General features: G+C 59.2%; 14 protein-coding genes. 8 read left to right on the top strand and 6 right to left on the bottom strand.

Features of this window, described 5'->3' with window-relative positions; genetic code table 11:
- Nucleotides 1–4: 4 nt before the first annotated feature.
- The 8 genes from HKX24_RS16070 (at nt 5) to HKX24_RS16105 (ending at nt 8,303) form a co-directional block, all read left to right on the top strand.
- Complete coding sequence (locus HKX24_RS16070) at nt 5–1,120, top strand: CaiB/BaiF CoA-transferase family protein (RefSeq protein WP_093455118.1); 1,116 nt, start codon at nt 5–7, stop codon at nt 1,118–1,120.
- Entirely contained in the window at nt 1,117–1,998 is an 882-nt protein-coding gene (locus tag HKX24_RS16075) for a branched-chain amino acid ABC transporter permease (RefSeq protein WP_093455114.1), read from the top strand. The genes HKX24_RS16070 and HKX24_RS16075 overlap by 4 nt, the downstream gene beginning before the upstream one ends.
- Before the next feature lie 4 nt (nt 1,999–2,002).
- Complete coding sequence (locus HKX24_RS16080) at nt 2,003–3,082, top strand: branched-chain amino acid ABC transporter permease (protein WP_093455113.1); 1,080 nt, start codon at nt 2,003–2,005, stop codon at nt 3,080–3,082.
- A complete protein-coding gene (locus HKX24_RS16085; protein WP_093455112.1) occupies nt 3,079–3,846 on the top strand; it encodes an ABC transporter ATP-binding protein in 768 nt (255 codons plus the stop codon). The genes HKX24_RS16080 and HKX24_RS16085 overlap by 4 nt, the downstream gene beginning before the upstream one ends.
- A complete protein-coding gene (locus HKX24_RS16090) occupies nt 3,843–4,613 on the top strand; it encodes an ABC transporter ATP-binding protein (protein WP_093455111.1) in 771 nt (256 codons plus the stop codon). Before HKX24_RS16085 ends, HKX24_RS16090 begins: the two co-directional genes overlap by 4 nt.
- A complete protein-coding gene (locus tag HKX24_RS16095) occupies nt 4,610–6,448 on the top strand; it encodes a long-chain fatty acid--CoA ligase (RefSeq protein WP_244525673.1) in 1,839 nt (612 codons plus the stop codon). The genes HKX24_RS16090 and HKX24_RS16095 overlap by 4 nt, the downstream gene beginning before the upstream one ends.
- Before the next feature lie 20 nt (nt 6,449–6,468).
- Nucleotides 6,469–7,629: an ABC transporter substrate-binding protein gene (locus HKX24_RS16100; RefSeq protein ID WP_243614752.1), complete on the top strand. Its 1,161-nt coding sequence runs from the start codon at nt 6,469–6,471 to the stop codon at nt 7,627–7,629.
- A gap of 62 nt (nt 7,630–7,691) precedes the next feature.
- Nucleotides 7,692–8,303 carry a TetR/AcrR family transcriptional regulator gene (locus HKX24_RS16105; RefSeq protein WP_276154163.1) on the top strand — a complete coding sequence of 204 codons (612 nt, stop codon included), beginning with the start codon at nt 7,692–7,694 and terminating at the stop codon, nt 8,301–8,303.
- Between the two features lie 314 nt (nt 8,304–8,617).
- Here the strand turns inward: HKX24_RS16105 and HKX24_RS16110 are convergent, their stop codons facing one another.
- The 6 genes from HKX24_RS16110 to HKX24_RS16135 all read right to left on the bottom strand — a co-directional run bounded on the left by HKX24_RS16110 (nt 8,618) and on the right by HKX24_RS16135 (nt 16,162).
- A complete protein-coding gene (locus tag HKX24_RS16110; protein WP_276154164.1) occupies nt 8,618–10,396 on the bottom strand; it encodes an alpha/beta fold hydrolase in 1,779 nt (592 codons plus the stop codon).
- A gap of 185 nt (nt 10,397–10,581) precedes the next feature.
- Nucleotides 10,582–11,031 carry a MaoC family dehydratase gene (locus HKX24_RS16115; RefSeq protein ID WP_161353835.1) on the bottom strand — a complete coding sequence of 150 codons (450 nt, stop codon included), beginning with the start codon at nt 11,029–11,031 and terminating at the stop codon, nt 10,582–10,584.
- Between the two features lie 25 nt (nt 11,032–11,056).
- Nucleotides 11,057–12,670: an electron transfer flavoprotein-ubiquinone oxidoreductase gene (locus tag HKX24_RS16120; protein WP_276154165.1), complete on the bottom strand. Its 1,614-nt coding sequence runs from the start codon at nt 12,668–12,670 to the stop codon at nt 11,057–11,059.
- Between the two features lie 8 nt (nt 12,671–12,678).
- The gene (locus HKX24_RS16125; protein WP_276154166.1) at nt 12,679–14,463 is read right to left on the bottom strand and encodes an acyl-CoA dehydrogenase; all 1,785 of its coding nucleotides are present in this window, start codon (nt 14,461–14,463) and stop codon (nt 12,679–12,681) included.
- Nucleotides 14,464–14,477: 14 nt separating this feature from the next.
- Entirely contained in the window at nt 14,478–15,404 is a 927-nt protein-coding gene (locus HKX24_RS16130; protein WP_161353837.1) for an FAD-binding protein, read from the bottom strand.
- A complete protein-coding gene (locus HKX24_RS16135; protein WP_161353838.1) occupies nt 15,404–16,162 on the bottom strand; it encodes an electron transfer flavoprotein subunit beta/FixA family protein in 759 nt (252 codons plus the stop codon). The genes HKX24_RS16130 and HKX24_RS16135 overlap by 1 nt, the downstream gene beginning before the upstream one ends.
- Nucleotides 16,163–17,052 lie beyond the last annotated feature (890 nt).

Genomic DNA, 17,052 nt, shown 5'->3' on the forward strand with positions numbered 1-17,052 from the left:
CGAGATGCTGACACGCAACGGTCCCCTCAAAGGTGTTCGGGTCATCGAAATGGCCGGGATCGGGCCTGCGCCCTTTGCGGCCATGCATCTGGCCGACATGGGCGCCGAAGTGGTGCGGATCACGCGCCCCGGTCAGGCTTTCCCCTTGCCGATCGATGAGAAACACAACCTGTTCAATCGCTCGCGGCGCAGTCTGGTGCTCGATCTGCGGCAGGCAAATGATGCTGAAAAGCTCTGGGGGCTGATCGAGCGGGCCGAGATTCTGATCGAGGGCTTCCGCCCCGGCAAGATGGAGAAACTCGGATTCGCTCCAGAGGCGGTTCTGGCACGCAATCCGGCGCTGGTCTATGGCCGCATGACCGGATGGGGACAGACCGGGCCGCTGGCACAGGCTGCCGGGCATGATCTGAACTATGCCGCGATCACGGGCGCGGTTCATGGGCTGGGCGAGGCCGACCGGCCCCCGCCCGCGCCAATGAACCTGATTGCCGATCAGGGTGGTGGCGCGATGATGCTGAATGTCGGCATCCTCGCGGCCCTGACCCATGCGCGCGCAACCGGCGAGGGTCAGGTGGTCGACGCGGCCATGTGCGATGGGGTCAACCTCTTGATGACCATGCAACACGGGCTGGCGGCCGGTGGGGCCTGGAGCGGCGAGCGCGCTGGCGATTTCATCAATGGCGGGGTGGCGTGGTATCGTTGTTACGAAACCGCCGACGGAAAGTTCATATCCATCGGCTGTGTCGAGCCACAGTTCTTTACCGAATTCCTGCGCCTGACCGGGCTGAGCGATGATCCGCGTTTTGCCGACCAATATGCGCCCGAGGCGCAGCCGGCCATGCGCGAGGCCCTGACCGAACTGTTCCTGACCCGGACACAGGCCGAATGGTGCGAGGTGCTGGAAGGCAGCGATGCCTGCTTTGCGCCGGTGGTGCCACTGGCCGAAGCTGCCACACACCAGCACAACCGGGCACGCGAGAGCTTTGTCACCGTGGACGGCATCGAAATGCCCGCCCCGGCCCCCCGATTCTCACAAACCCCGCCAGACATTCCGACAACCGGTGACGCCGGTTTCGTCGAAATGAACGAAATCCTAGAGCATTGGAGGGCCGCCATATGACCGGTCTGAGTTTCGCCGACGCCATACAGCTTTTGCTGGTCGGCCTGTCACAGGGCTGTCTCTACAGCCTGATCGCCATCGGCCTGGTGCTGGTCTACAAGGCTACCGAGCAGGTGAACTTCGCCCAGGGCGAGTTCATGATGCTGGGGGCCTTTGTAGGCTATCAGTTCATCGTGCTTTGGGGGTTGCCTTATTGGCTGGGGGCCTTGCTGACGCTCGTGTTCATGGGCGGGTTCGGTTACGGGGTCGACGCGCTTGTTGTGCGGCGGCTCACCGGGCAGCCGGTGTTCACCGTTTTTATCCTGACGCTGGCGCTGGGAATTGCACTGCGCGCCGTGGCCGGGATTGTATGGGGCTTTGGCAACTATTCGCTGCCTGCCCCGGTTGAGGGCAATCTGACGCTTGGGTCGGTCATCATTGGCTGGTCCAGCGTTCTGGCGATCCTGGTAACCGCCATCGTGGCCAGCGGGCTTTACGCCTTCTTCCGCTATGCCCGCCAAGGCGTGGCGATGCAGGCCTTGTCCCTGAACCAATTGGCGGCCTTTTACATGGGCATCCCCGTCAAGCGCCTGACCTCGTCCATCTGGGCCATGTCCGCAATCTTCGGCGCCATCGCCGGCCTGCTCCTGGGCCCGGTCACGCTGGTCTCGACGCAGATGGGATTTGTCGGCTTCAAAGCCTTTGCCGGCGCCATTGTCGGCGGGTTCGGATCGATCCCCGGCGCCGTTCTGGGCTGTTTGCTGATCGGCGTGACCGAGCCGTTCTTCGACATCATGTTCCCGACGTTCAAGGGCATCGGCGCCTATCTGATCATGTTCGTCGTGCTGCTGATCCGGCCCGAAGGGCTGCTGGCACAAATCTACGCAAAGAAGGTATAGGCTCATGCGCGTTCTTTTCCGCAAATCCTACAAGCAGGACATCCGCCTGTTTCGCGACCGCACACAGGCTTTCTGGTATCTGCTGTTCTTGTGTATCGCGCTTGCCGCCCCGCTGTTCCTTGACGGCTACTTCCTGGACGAATTGTCGTTTGTCTACATCTATGCCATCGCCGGCCTGGGTCTGATGATCCTCACCGGATTCTCGGGACAAGTGAGTTTCGGGCAGGCCGCCTTTGTTGCCATCGGCGCCTATGCTCATACCATCCTGCTCAGCCGCTACGGCGTGCCGTGGATCCTGTCGCTGCCCCTGGCGGCGCTGATCACTGGTTTGGTCGGGCTGGCCATCGGGCGCATCTGCGGGCGCATGCATGGCTTGTATCTCGCCATCGCTACGCTTTCGATTGCTATCGTGACCGAACGGCTGATCGGCGGCGGCGGCGATTTTACCGGCGGACATCGTGGCCTGCCGGTTCCGGGCATCGACATCTTCGGCATCGCCATCGACCAGAGCTGGAAGACCTACCTGTTAAATCTCGCCCTGTTTGTCGGCGCCATTCTGATGACGCGCAACCTGTTGCGCACACGGTCTGGCCGCGCCCTGATCGCGATCCGCGACAGCGAAGTTTCGGCCCGTTCGCTGGGCACGAATGTGGCCTTCTACAAAGCCTATGCCTTCTTCCTGTCGGCGGTGTTCGCCGGTCTGGCTGGTGGGCTTCTGGCGCATGCGTTCTACTACATTACACCGGAAACTTTCGGCATGGGTGAGAGCATTCGCCTGCTTCTTATGATCGTTGTCGGTGGGATCGGCACCATCCACGGGGCCATCTTCGGCGCGTTCTTCATCGTGCTGCTGCCCACCGTCCTGAGTTGGGTCAAGGTGCTGCTTCCCGGGGCCATAGCCACATCCGGCGGGTTCGACAGCCTCGCCTTCGGGATGATCCTTCTTGGCTTCATCCTGTTCGAACCTGATGGGCTCTATGGCCGCTGGGTCAAAATCCATCACTATTTCAACGTCTTCCCGATGTACAAGCGCCGCAGCTTCCAACGTCAGAAGACCTTCCTCAAGACGGAGCGTCTGAAATGAGCTGGCTTGAAGTCGAAAACGTGTCGCTGGCATTCGGTGGGCTGAAAGCCGTCGATAACCTGAGCTTCTCGGTGGAACCGGGCAAGGTATTCACCATCATCGGTCCCAATGGTGCCGGCAAGAGCACGGTGTTCAACCTGATCTGCCGCATCTATGACCCGCTGGAAGGCGATATCCGCTTTGGTGGCGAAAGCCTGCTGGGGGCCAGGCCCCACGAAGTGATCAACCACGGCATCGCCCGCACCTTCCAGAACATCGAATTGTTCGAGCATGCCTCACTTCTGGACAACCTGTTGATCGGCCGGTTCCGGCATGGGCGGTTCTCGCCGCTGAGCGAGCTGTTCTTCCTGCCCGGCCAATTACGCCAGGAACTGGAGCACCGCCGCAAGGCGGAAGAGGTTATCGAGTTTCTCGATCTCGAAGGCTACCGTCACGCCCGCGTCGCCGACCTGCCTTACGGCGTGCGCAAGAAAACCGAGATGGCGCGCGCGCTGGTCGCCAGCCCCGAGATCCTGTTGCTGGATGAGCCCTCCAGCGGGCTGACCACCGAGGAAACCGACGACACCGCCTTTGTGATCGAAGACATCCGCGAGGATCTGGGCATCACCGTGGTGATGATCGAGCACGACATGAAGCTGGTGAACAAGGTCTCGGACAAGGTTCTGGCAATCAACGAAGGCCGCTTCCTGGCCACCGGCAGCGCCTCGGAGGTGCAGGACGACCCGGATGTGCAGGCAGCCTATCTAGGGGGGGAAGCGGCATGAGCGAAGTTCTGAAAGTCCGCAATGTCGAAACCATGTATGGCCGCGTCATGGCGATCCGCGGTGTCAGCCTTTCGGTGCGCGAAGGCACCGTGGTCACGGTCATGGGATCGAACGGCGCTGGCAAGACCACTATCCTGAAAACCATCTCGGGGGCGCTCGACCCGTTCAAAGGTGAGATCACATTCAAGGGTAAGGCCATTACCGGCCTGGATCCGGATGTGATTGCCCGCACCGGTGTGGCCCATAGCCCCGAAGGACGCGAAGTGTTTGCGCTTTTGTCGGTGAAAGACAACCTGATGATGGGTGCCTATTGCCGCAAGGACCGCGACGAGGTGGCGCGCGATTTCGAAAAGGTGCTGGGCTGGTTCCCGGTCCTGCGCGAATTTCTCGACAAGCAGGCGATCTACCTGTCGGGCGGGCAACAGCAGATGGTGGCCCTTGGACGCGCCTTCATGGCACGGCCCAGCCTGATGCTGCTGGATGAGCCGTCGCTGGGTCTCTCGCCCCGGCTGATTTCCGAGATTTTCGCAATCATCAAGCGGATCAATGTCGAGGAAGGCATGACGATGCTGCTGGTGGAACAGAACGCCAGCGTCGCGCTTCCGGCCGCCGATTTCGGCTATGTGCTGGAAACCGGGCGGATCGTCATGGAAGGCGAACGCGACGTGCTGATGAACAGCGCCGATATCCGCGAATTTTACCTTGGCATCAAGGCCGACAGCGCGCGGGGCGACCGCCGCTGGAAAGCAAGGAAGACATGGCGATGAACGACATCTCTACACAAAACTGGACCCCGCCCGTCTTTGAAATCGACGGCTGCGACACACTGCCCAAGCTGTTTCGGCAGAACTGCCGGAAATTCGGGTCTGCGATCGCGATCCGCGAAAGGGATTTCGGCATCTGGGAAGAATACACCTGGACCGACTACTATCACCGGTCCCGGCAGGCAGGTTGTGCGCTGATGGCCTTGGGGGTCGATGCCGGCGACGTCGTGGCGATCATCAGCGAAGACAACAAGGAATGGGTGTTTTCCGATCTCGGCATCCAGTGCATCGGCGCGGTCACCCACGGGCTCTACCCGACCTTGCAGGAAAAACAGGTCGCCTATCAGCTCAACGACAGCGGCGCCAAGGTGTTGTTCGTCGAGGACGAGGAACAGCTCGACAAATACCTGCTGGTACAGGACGAGCTGCCGGGGATTGAAAAGGTCGTTGTCTACGACATGGAAGGCCTGCGCCGGTTTTCTCACGACAAGGTCATGGGATGGGAGGCGTTTCTCGAGCTTGCCGCGGACGGCGCCCCCGAAATGCACGCCGCCTTCGAAACCCGAATTGATGCCGGCAAGGGCGAGGACATCGCCACGCTGATCTATACCTCGGGCACCACCGGCGCGCCGAAGGGCGCGATGATCTCGCACCGGTTCTTTCTGGCGCAGGCCGACAACCACCCGGAAATGCCGCTGGGCCCGGGCGACGAAATCCTGACTTTCCTGCCGCTGTGCCACGCGGCCGAGCGCATCATCTCGGTCGCAACCCCGATCCGGCATGGCATCACCATCAATATTGCCGAAAGCGGTGAGACCTTTAATGCCGACATTCAGGAAGTGGCCCCGACTTTCATCTTTGCCGTGCCGCGGGTGTGGGAAAAGTTTTATTCCCGCATCTCTTTCATCATGAATGACGCCACCGCCTTTGGACGCTTTGCCTATACGCAGGCGCTGAAAGTGGCCGAACGCCGGGCAGATCTGCTGGCTGCGGGCAAACAGGTGCCGCTGGGCCTTTCCCTTTTTCACCGAGCGATCGATTTCCTTGTCCTGCGCAACATCCGCGTGGAACTGGGTCTGGCACGGGCGCATACGATCGTTTCGGGCGCCGCGCCGATCTCGGCCCGACTGCTTCGCTGGTTCAATGCGCTCGGCGTCTCTGTGCAGGAAGCCTATGGACAGACCGAGACTGGCATTGTCACTGCCACGGTTCCAGGCCAATCGCCCATCGGCTCGATCGGGCGGGCCATGCGCGGCGTCGAAGCCAAACTGGCCGAGGATGGCGAGATCCTGATACGCGCGCGGTCAAACTTCTCTGGCTACCTGAGCCAGCCGGAAAAGACCGCCGAGACCATGGTGGATGGCTGGGTGCATACCGGCGATGTCGGCAAGATGGACGACAATGGCGATCTGACCATTCTGGACCGCAAGAAGGACATCATCATCACCGCCGGCGGCAAGAACATCACGCCGTCGCAGCTGGAAAACGAGCTGAAATTCTCGCCCTACATCTCGGACGCTGTGATCATTGGCGACAAGCGCAAGTACCTGACCGTGCTGATCATGATCGACCAGGAAACGGTCGAGAAATACGCGCAGGACAAGCGCATCCCGTTCTCGAACTACAAATCGCTCTGCGAAAGCGAGCCGATCATCGAGTTGATTGGCAACGAGGTGGACCGTGCGAATTCCGGATTTTCGCCGGTGGAACAAGTGAAGAAGTTCCGCTTGATCGACGTGCTTCTGACGGCTGAGGACGAGGAACTCACTCCGACGATGAAACTCAAACGCAACGAGGTCGAGCGCAAATACAAAGACCTCATTGAAACTATGTACTGAAACTTGAAAGGGAGGAAATCATGAAGAATTTTGCAACTGCACTGGCGCTCTCCGCGCTGGTCACCGGGGCGGCCATCGCTGGTCCGCAGGGCGTGACCGAAGATAAGATCACGCTTGGCAGCTATACCGATCTCAGCGGCCCGCTGGCTGTCTGGGGCGTACCTGAAGCCAACGGACTGCGCATGCGCGTGGACGAGATCAACGCCGCCGGCGGCATCCATGGACGCCAGCTCGAGATCGTGATTGAGGACATGCAATATCAGGTGCCGCGCGCCATTCAGGCAGCCAACAAACTGTTGCGCCGCGACAAGGTCTTTGCCATGGTCGGCGCGCTGGGAACACCAATGAACCTCGCGGTCATGCCGCAGCAGTTGGAGGCCGGCGTTCCTAACCTGTTTCCCATGACCGCGGCGACCGAGATGGCCGAGCCGCTGCATCCAATGAAATACGCCTTCTTCCGCAGCTATACCGAGCAGTTCCGAGCGGCGGTTGCCTATTTTCATGAGAACGGCGGGTTTGTGACTCCCTGCGTGTCGCAGATCGCCAACGAGGCGGGCGAGTCGATGACGCTTGGCGTCGAACAGCAGCTACATGAATACGGCATGGAGATCGTTGCAAAAACCGAGCATGCGGCCACAGAGACCGACATGGTGTCTTCGGTCACGACCTTGAAGAATGCAGGCTGCGACATCGTCTTCAACGCCGGCAGCGTCAAGGACACGATCTTGACCGTTGCCACCTCAAAGAAGCTCGGTTTCGAACCGATCTTCGTCACGGGCATGATCCCCTACATGGATGCCGTGGCCAAGGCGGCAGACGGTGCAATGGAAGGGCTCTATCTGGTTTCGCCCTTCGTCTTCGCCGATGTCGCGACTTCGGAAGGCGAGGCCAAACGCATCCTGGAAACCTATGCAGAGACCTATGGGACAAAAATGGAGCCGCAGGCGCAGTTGGGCTATATTTTCATCGATTTGCTGGCCGAGGCGCTTGAAGCGGCAGGCCCCGAACTGACCACCGAAGGCTTCTTGGCTGCGATCGAGGCGATCAATGGCTATGTCGATCCGATCGGCGGCCAAACAATCAGCTTTGGCCCCGAAGATCACCAGGGGGTGGAAACGCTGATTCTGGCCAGGGTTGAAAACGGCTCCTGGACCGTTGCAGCCCGGGGCCTCGACTACTAATCTCGCCAACATGTCGGGCGGGAAGTTCTCTCGCCCGGCGCACAATTTATAGTGAGGGAAATGTGCCTGCGATCCAATGGCATAAAAAGACAAAAGACGTCGAGGAACAGCAGGAACTTAAACGCCGCGCAGTTTTGGATGTCGCGGCGAGTCTGTTCTCGTCGGTCGGCTACAAGAAAACCTCGCTCGATGATATCGCCGCTGAACTGGATCTGACCAAGCCTGCACTGTATTATTACGCCCGCAACAAGGAAAACATCCTAATGCAGTGCGCACTGGTTTCCCTGGAAAGGGTCGGTCTGTGCTTTGACGCGGCCCAAAGGTCAACTGGCAATGGCCTTGACAGGGTTCATGTGTTTTTTCGTTCCTACGCTGCATTGGTTGTGAGCGATTTCGGTTCCTCATTGATGCGCGAGGCGCGCCGCAACCTCACGGGCAAGAATCAGGAAAAACTGCGCCAAACCTTGCGCGACGGTCAGGAATTCCTTGAAGAGGTCATCGAGGCAGGTATCAAGGATAAGTCAATCCGCGAATGCTCGCCTAAAAGGCTCGCCCAGGTTCTGTTCTCGGCCTTCAACCAGATGCCGGAGTGGTACGATCCCGACGGTCCGGAACCTCCCGAGGTTATTGCCAACCAGATCCTTGAACTTGTCGGCGATGGAATACGAGCCTAGCGCACCCAATGCTGTGTTTTTGCGCTCAATTTCGGCATACAACCAGACCAGTCACAGTCGGGATTTCGGAATGCCGGTTGATTGGGGGGCAATTCATTCGGTGAAATCTGACGAAGATCGTTGCCCTGCCCACATATGCACAGGAGTATCCGCTACCGGCCATTTGATTATGCCGAGGAATGCAAGACGTTTGATGCTTGGTTCAATAGGGATAGGATTTCCGGTCGTTCCGCTTCACGAGGGATGGCGTTCAGGTTTCGCGGCGATTTCCGGCAGTACCGAACGACCACATATCCCTGTCATGGAACGCGGTCTCAATTCGCCCGAACGTAGCTTCCCGGTGCCGGCTCGATGGATTTGTACTTTCCGCGGTTGACGGGCTTTCGAGGCTTGACGGTCTTGCCGTCTTTGGCCTCGAGCCAGTCCGCCCAGTAGGGCCACCACGACCCCGGCATTTCCGTGGCCTTGGTCAGAAAATTCGCTGGTTCTGGCGGATAGGTGTCGCTTTTTCTGAAACCGTATTTGGCACGTTCGGTCGGGGGGTTGATGACTCCGGCAATATGGCCCGAGCCGCCAAGGACAAATTCAACCTCGCCGCCGAGTATCTGCGTCGCTGGATAAATCGAGGTCCAGGGGGCGATGTGATCCTCGGACGTGGCAAGTACGAAAACCGGCGTTTCGATCTTGCTCAGATCGATCTTGACACCGTTCATTTCCAATCCACCGGGCTGGCGCAGCCGGTTCTCTAGATAGACCTCTTTGAGATACCAAAGCAGCATGGCCGCAGGCAGTCGTGTGGAATCCGAATTCCAATACAAAAGGTCGAAAGCCCGGGGTTTCCGACCGCGCAGGTAATTGGCCTCGAAGAACGACCAGATCAAATCGTTCTCGCGAAGCATCGAGAACATGTCCTGCAAGTGATAGGCTTCAAGATAGCCTTTCTCTTCCATATGCGCACGCAGGACTTCCAGCCGGTTTTCATCGACGAAGACGCCGATTTCGCCCACGTCCTTGAAATCGACCATGGTGGCCAGTGTCGTGGCGGAATTGACCCGGTCATCACCAATGGCTGCGAGGTAAGCCAGCGTTGCCGTCACCAGGATGCCACCAATGCAGAAACCGAGGATATTGGCCTTTTCTTCGCGGGTGATGTCGCGAATGGCATCAAGCGCGGCCAGCGGTCCGAGTTTCATGTAATCAGCAAAATCCTTGTCCGCGTGATCGCTGGTCGGGTTGACCCAGGAAATCACGAACACGGAATGCCCCCGATCCAGCATGTAGCGCACCAGGCTGTTCTTCGGCTGCATGTCCAGAATGTAGAACTTGTTGATCCAGGCCGGGACAAACAGGATTGGCACACTGTGCTGGTCCGGTGTGCGCGGATGGTACTGGATCAGCTGCATCAGGTCGTTTTGAAACACAACCTCGCCTTCTGTCGTGCCAAGATCCTTTCCGACCGTGAACGCCGACGGATCGTTCGTCGCGATGTCCAGGCGCCCCTCACCGCGCTCGAGATCGTCGAGCATTTTGGACAATCCTTCCCGAAAACTCGCACTGTTGGTTTCAGTGAACATCTTACGCGCCGGAGCGTTGGTCAGCAGGTAGTTACTGGGCGACAGTGCGCTCATCATCTGCCGCGTGTAGAATCTGACACGCATATAATCTCTGGAATTTTTTGGAAGCTCTTCCAAAAGGTCATTGGTCGCGCCTTCAATCGCCAGGAACACATCGCGATAGGCTCGCGATATCGGGTCCTTTTCCCAACTCGGATCGCTGAAACGGCGATCTCGCACACCGCTTTCTTCATCGGGGCCTTGCAGTATCGCCTTCCACGAAGACTGGATCGCCATGCTGGCCTTTATCTGTGCATCAACCAGCTTGCCCGGCTCCTGCAGCATGTCGGCCCAGAAGGTTCCATAGGCTTTGGCAAGTGTCTTGGCGTCGATCAGGGAATACTCTGACCCGCTGGCCTTTTTGAGGGCCCGCACGTGCAGCTGTGACAGCACTTTTGTCGTGCGCAGGGTCAGATCCTGCATTTCCGTTGCGGCCTTTGCTGTGTCGGCTGTGTCGTTCGTTTTAGTCCACTGTGTCATCATCCGAGTCCCATCATGTCAAGTTTGTCTTTCTGGCGCATCCAAGCGGCAACGCCGTCCTGTCAAGCAACCCCAGGAACGTCGTGATACCCACGATGTCCTCTTTGTCGTCGTGGCGGCTGGTGGAATGTTCAGTCACAGGGGACACAATTTAAGTGGCTGACTAAAGGATCGTCGGCCATATCCTACGCGGCTTTTGTGCCCCGTTTGGCGCTGGAGGTCAGCTTGACAGTGGCCTCGCCGTCCACCACGACCTGCCCGCGGACGCGGCAGGTTGTTCTCAAGTTCGCGCGGCAGCGCTCGGTCTCGATTGTTTCGACAATCACTTCAGCGTGAACTGTGTCTCCTGGACGCACAGGTGCCACAAAATTCATCTCCTGCGAGATATAGATTGTTCCGGGCCCGGGTAGTTTGTTGGCAATCGCCGCGGAGATAGTGCTGGCGGTAAGAAACCCATGCGCGATCCGGCCATTGAACGGTGTGGTTTTGGCAAACTCATCATTGATGTGAATGGCGTTGTTGTCGCCGGATGCCCCGGCAAAGAGAACAATGTCGGCGTCGGTGATGGTTTTCGAGAACGTGGCGGTCATGCCCGGTTCGAGATCTTCGATGTCATATCCGTTCAGCTCGTTCATAGTGCGGTTCTCCTGATTTAGGCATTTACATGTTCGGATAATTTGGTCCGTCGCCGCCCTGCGGCGTGACCCAGTTGATGTTCTGGCTTGGGTCCTTGATGTCACAGGTCTTGCAGTGCACGCAGTTCTGGAAATTGATCACGAAGCGCGGGTCGCTGCCGTCTTCCTCGACCACCTCGTAGACGCCGGCCGGGCAATAGCGCTGTGCCGGTTCGCCGTATTTTGGCAGGTTGACCGAGATCGGCAATTTGTCATCACCCAGCTGCAGGTGGCTTGGCTGACTTTCCTCGTGATTGGTCATCGCAAACGACACGTTGGTCAGCCGGTCAAAGCTCAGCTTGCCATCGGGTTTTGGATAATCGATCACCTTGTGCTTGCTGGCCTCTTCGGTGGCCGCCGCATCGGTCTTGCCATGTTTCATCGTGCCAAAGAGCGAAAAGCCCAGCGTGTTGGTCCACATGTCCAGACCGCCCAGCGCCAGCGAGGGCAGCATCCCCCATTTCGACCACATCGGCTTGACGTTGCGCACCTTTTTCAGATCCTTGCCGATGGCGCCGCCCCGCACGTCGTCCTCATACGCCGTCAGCTCATCACCCGACCGCTCGACCTTAATCGCGTCAAACGCCGCCTCGGCCGCGGCCTTGCCGCTGAGCATCGCGTTGTGACTACCCTTGATCCGCGGCACGTTGACCATGCCCACCGAACAGCCCAACAGCGCTACACCGGGTGCCACCATTTTCGGCATCGACTGGTATCCGCCTTCGGAAATCGCCCGTGCGCCATAGGCCACGCGTTTGCCGCCTTCCAGCAGTTCGGCCACCATCGGGTGATGCTTGAAGCGCTGGAATTCCATATAGGGGAAGAGATGCGGGTTCTTGTAGTTCAGGTGCACCACGAACCCGACATAGACCTGGTTGTTCTCGAGGTGATAGATGAACGACCCGCCCCCGGCATTGCCTCCCAGCGGCCAGCCCATGGTGTGGGTCACCTCACCCTCGTTGTGCTTGTCCGGGTCGATCTCCCAGATCTCTTTCATGCCGATGCCGAATTTCTGCGGCTCCTTGCCCTTCGACAGGTCGTATTTGGCAATCACTTCCTTGGCCAGTGACCCGCGCACGCCCTCGGACAGAAACACGTACTTGCCGTGCAGCTCCATGCCGGGCTCATAGGCCGGCCCCGGTGTGCCATCGGCTTCCTTGCCGAACTCACCGGCCACAACACCCTTCACGCCGCCGTTTTCGTCATAAACCAGCTCGGAACAGGCCATGCCGGGGAAAACCTCGACGCCCAGCTCCTCGGCCTGCTCGGCCATCCAGCGACAGACATTGGCCATGCTGACGATGTAGTTGCCGTGGTTGTTCATCAGCGGCGGCATCGGAAACCCCGGCACCCGGATCTGACCGGCCTCGCCCAGCATGTAGAACTTGTCGGAGGTCACCGGGACGTTTAGCGGCGCGCCCTTTTCCTTCCAGTCGGGGATCAGCGCCTCGAGCCCCGAGGGATCGAGTACTGCGCCGGACAGGATATGCGCCCCCACTTCCGAACCCTTTTCCAGCACCACCACGTCAAGCGAACTGTCGAGCTGCTTGAGACGGACCGCGGCGCTCAGACCCGCAGGCCCCGCGCCGGCGATCACCACATCATATTCTATCGTTTCTCGTGCAGATCAGAGGGTGCCAGCGCCAGAACGCTCGACGCACCATCCGTCGCCGCGCTCAGCCGTGCCAGCGCCTCGGGGAAGACTTGCTGCGCATAGAATTCCGCCAGCCGGATCTTGGCGCCGGCATGGTCGGATTGGCCACCCGCGGCAGGTTCCCCAGCGGCAGCAAGCGCCGCATCGCCCAAGGCCCAGGCGCCCAGCGAAAGGCCGAAGAGCTCTAGCACGTTCATTGCCGACGCGGCCTGCGTATGTGCGGTTTCCTTACCCGCATCAAGCAGCCATCTTGTAGCGGTTTCCACCGTATCGGCAGCGTGCGAAACGCTGCGCGACAAGAGCGTCCAATCACCGTGCGGGCTGCTCTCGCAGGCAAGTTCCGCCGCGCTCAATCGCATGTCGTCGATGATTTCCTGAACCGCCGCACCGCGGTCGCGCAGGATCTTGCGCCCGGTCAGGTCGAGTGCCTGAATGCCCGTGGTACCCTCGTAGATCGTGGTGATCCGGGCGTCGCGCAGGTGCTGTGCTACACCGGTTTCCTCGATATAGCCCATGCCACCATGAACCTGAATGCCAAGCGAGGCGGTCTGGATCGACATCTCGGTCGAACAGCCTTTGACAACCGGGATCAGTAGATCAACCCGGCGCTGTGCACGGTCCCGGGCCTCGGGGTCGACGGCGCGATGCGCAAAATCCAGCGCCGCCGCGGCGCGGTAGGCGAGAATGCGGGCGGCTTCGGTGCGGCTCTTCATGATACCCAGCATGCGGCGAACATCTGGATGGTGAATGATTGCGGCCGACCCCTCGACCCCGTCAACCTTGCCCTGCCGGCGGTCGGCTGCATACGCCGCCGCGTCCTGGCAGGCATGTTCGGCAACGCCGATGCCCTGGATTCCCACATTGAGCCGGGCGTTGTTCATCATCGCGAACATATACTCCAGTCCACGGTTGACCTCGCCCACAAGGTAACCGACGGCGCCACCGCTATCTCCAAATGACAACGTGCATGTCGGGCTGGCATGAATACCCAGCTTGTGCTCAATCGAAACGCAGTGCACGTCATTGGGAGCGCCATCTGGCATCACCTTCGGTACAACGAAGAGCGAGATGCCTTTGACGCCCGCCGGAGCATCAGGCAGTCGGGCCAGCACGAGGTGGATGATGTTGTCAGTAAGGTCATGCTCGCCGTAAGTTATGAAGATCTTCTGGCCGCTGATCCGGTAGCAATCGCCCTCGGGCACCGCCTTTGACCGTATCGCGGCCAGATCAGACCCTGCCTGCGGTTCTGTCAAGTTCATGGTTCCGGTCCATTCGCCGCTCACCAGTTTGGGCAGGTAGGTCTCTTTCAAGGTGTCCGAAGCATAGCATTCAAGCGCCTCGATCGCGCCCTGGGTCAGCATCGGGCAGAGCTGGAATGCCATGTTGGCGCCGTGGAACATCTCCTGGATGCAGGCATTGACCACGAAGGGCAGACCCATGCCACCGTATTCGGGGCTTGCCGACGGGCTGTTCCAGCCCATCTCGACCAGCATGTCGTAGACGGTTTTCCAGCCTTCGGGCATGGTCACCCGGCGATCTTCAAAACCCAGACCGGCGAGGTCGCCGGACCGGCTGAGCGGCGACAGTTCTAGGCCGGCATATTTGGCGGCTTCCTCGAGGATCGCGTCCACCATATCCGGCGTTGCCTCTTCAAGGCCAGGCAACTGGCTGATCGCGTCGAGATCACAAAGCTTGCGCAGAACGAAACGCATGTCCTGAAGGGGGGCGGTATAGGTCATTTTCTGACTCCAGATCAGAGCTTTTCGATCAATTCCGGCACGGCGGTGAACAGGTCGGCGACCAGTCCGAAATCCGCGACCTGGAAGATCGGGGCCTCTTCGTCCTTGTTGATGGCAACGATGACCTTGGAGTCCTTCATGCCGGCGAGGTGCTGGATCGCACCCGAGATGCCGACCGCAACATAGAGGTCCGGGGCCACGACCTTGCCGGTCTGGCCGACCTGCCAGTCGTTGGGGGCATAGCCCGAATCGACCGCCGCGCGCGACGCGCCGACAGCGGCGCCTAGCTTGTCCGCGAGGGCTTCGATCAGTTTGAAGTCCTCTTCGGAACCGACACCGCGGCCACCCGAGACCACGACGCCTGCCGAGGTCAGTTCAGGTCGATCGCTTTCGGCGACCTTGTCCTCGACCCATTCGCTGAGGCCGGGATTGTCACCCGCCGAGATGGTTTCGATCGGGGCCGAACCACCGTCACCGGCCGCATCAAAGGTCGAGGTGCGGAAGGTGACGACCTTTTTGGCATCGTTCGAGCGGACCGTCTGCACGGCATTGCCGGCATAGATCGGGCGTTCGAACGTGTTGCCGTCAACCACGCCCGAGGCATCTGAGATCACCATCACGTCCAGCAGTGCGGCAACACGCGGCATCACGTTCTTGGCGTCGGTGGTGGCGGGCGCAACGATATGCTCGTAATCACCGGCCAGCGACACGATCAGCGCAGCGGTGGATTCCGCCAGGCGGTGGCCGAGGCTTGCGTCTTCGGCGACCAGCACTCTGGACACGCCGTCGATCTTGGCGGCGGCTTCGCCCGCGGCGGCGGCAGAGCCCCCGGCACAGAGCGCGGTCACGTCACCCAGGGCCTTGGCGGCGGTCACGGCCTTGGCGGTGGCGTCCAGCGACAATTCGCCATTGTTCACTTCGGCAAGGAGAAGAACAGCCATTACACAGCCCCCGCTTCTTTGAGTTTCTCGACCAGTTCGTCGACCGAGCCGACGATGATCCCAGCGGCGCGGGCCTCGGGTTCGGCCGTGCTGACGATTTCCAGGCGCGGGGCGACTTCGACGCCGTAATCGGCGGCGGTTTTTTCGTCCAACGGCTTTTTCTTGGCCTTCATGATATTCGGCAGCGAGGCATAGCGCGGTTCGTTCAGGCGCAGGTCGACGGTGACGATGGCCGGCATTTTGACCTTGATAGTTTGCAATCCGCCGTCGACTTCGCGGGTCACGTTGGCGCTGTCGCCGTCGATCTCCAGTTTGGAGGCGAACGTCGCCTGTGCCCAACCCGTGAGCGCCGCAAGCATCTGCCCGGTGGCGTTCATGTCATTGTCGATGGCCTGTTTACCGCACAGAACGATACCTGGCTGTTCTTCGTCGATCACCGCTTTCAGCAGCTTCGCCACGGCGAGGGGTTCGATGTCGGTATGCACATCGTCGGCGGCGACAATCAGGATCGCCCGGTCGGCCCCCATGGCCAAAGCTGTCCGCAGCGTTTCCTGCGCCTGCTTTACGCCGACCGAGACCGCAATGATCTCTTCGGCTTTGCCGGCCTCTTTCAGTCGGATCGCCTCCTCGACGGCAATTTCGTCAAACGGATTCATCGACATTTTCACGTTGGCGAGATCAACGCCCGATCCGCCCGCTTTGACGCGAACCTTCACGTTATAGTCGATCACGCGTTTGACAGGCACCAGCACCTTCATTATGAGGCTCCTTTTTTTGATGTTCGGCCATCGGGAAGTGTCCGATGGGAAACGCGACTTCACTTGGTAGTTTCGTTCAGCTTCCAGAGATTGTTCACCACGTCACTGCCATCTTCGAAAACCCGGTTTAATGTGTTTTCAACTTGCCAAATGCAGCTGATTTTGTGGCTCGCCTTTTTGGCGCCCATGCCAACAATCGACGCAACCGCCACCGGGTACCTTGCTTGTAAGGTACATGTGGACGAGGTGTTTGTAGCTCTTGCTGTCCTTGATCCCCTTCAGGCTGAGGCTTTCCAATTGGGTGTACGACGTGCGGCAGCTGGCATCGCATGTCTTCGATCACAATCCTGAGCTGGCAGCCCTGGTTACAGCCTGCAGCAATGATTTCGTCAACGCGCACCAGATCGGCGACCCCTTTGGTTCCAAGACGACAGTTTTTTTGTCAGCATTTAGGTTTCCTTTTTACTGACTAGTAAGTAATAAATAGCTGAAGCAGTCAACAAAAAATATTGACGCTTTTTCATAAGCTTGGGGATAGCTATCAGAAGAAGCGGGTGCTTTGCCGCGTTCAAACGAGAATCAGAAGTAGTGTGTTATCGTGCCAAGCACATTGTCCGTTCAATATATGCGTTGCGGTCTGTGAACTCTCGTTTCTGCTTGCGCCCGCTCAGTGCCGGTCGGGAACAAGGGAAAAGCACATTTGCGACCCATCGGCTTTAGCCAAAAAAAGACGGGCTCTCGAATTCCCGAGGATCGCAAATACTTAACATAAACTTCATTATGCGTATTTATACTTAGTGTTGGGCACATTCTAAACTGGGTTGCGACACTTCCGGTATCTTGCTGAAAAAGCAAGGAGAACAGACATGGCACATACAGAGCTGGATTTG

This window comes from Sulfitobacter sp. M85, from assembly GCF_029285915.1.
GTDB lineage: Bacteria > Pseudomonadota > Alphaproteobacteria > Rhodobacterales > Rhodobacteraceae > Sulfitobacter > Sulfitobacter faviae.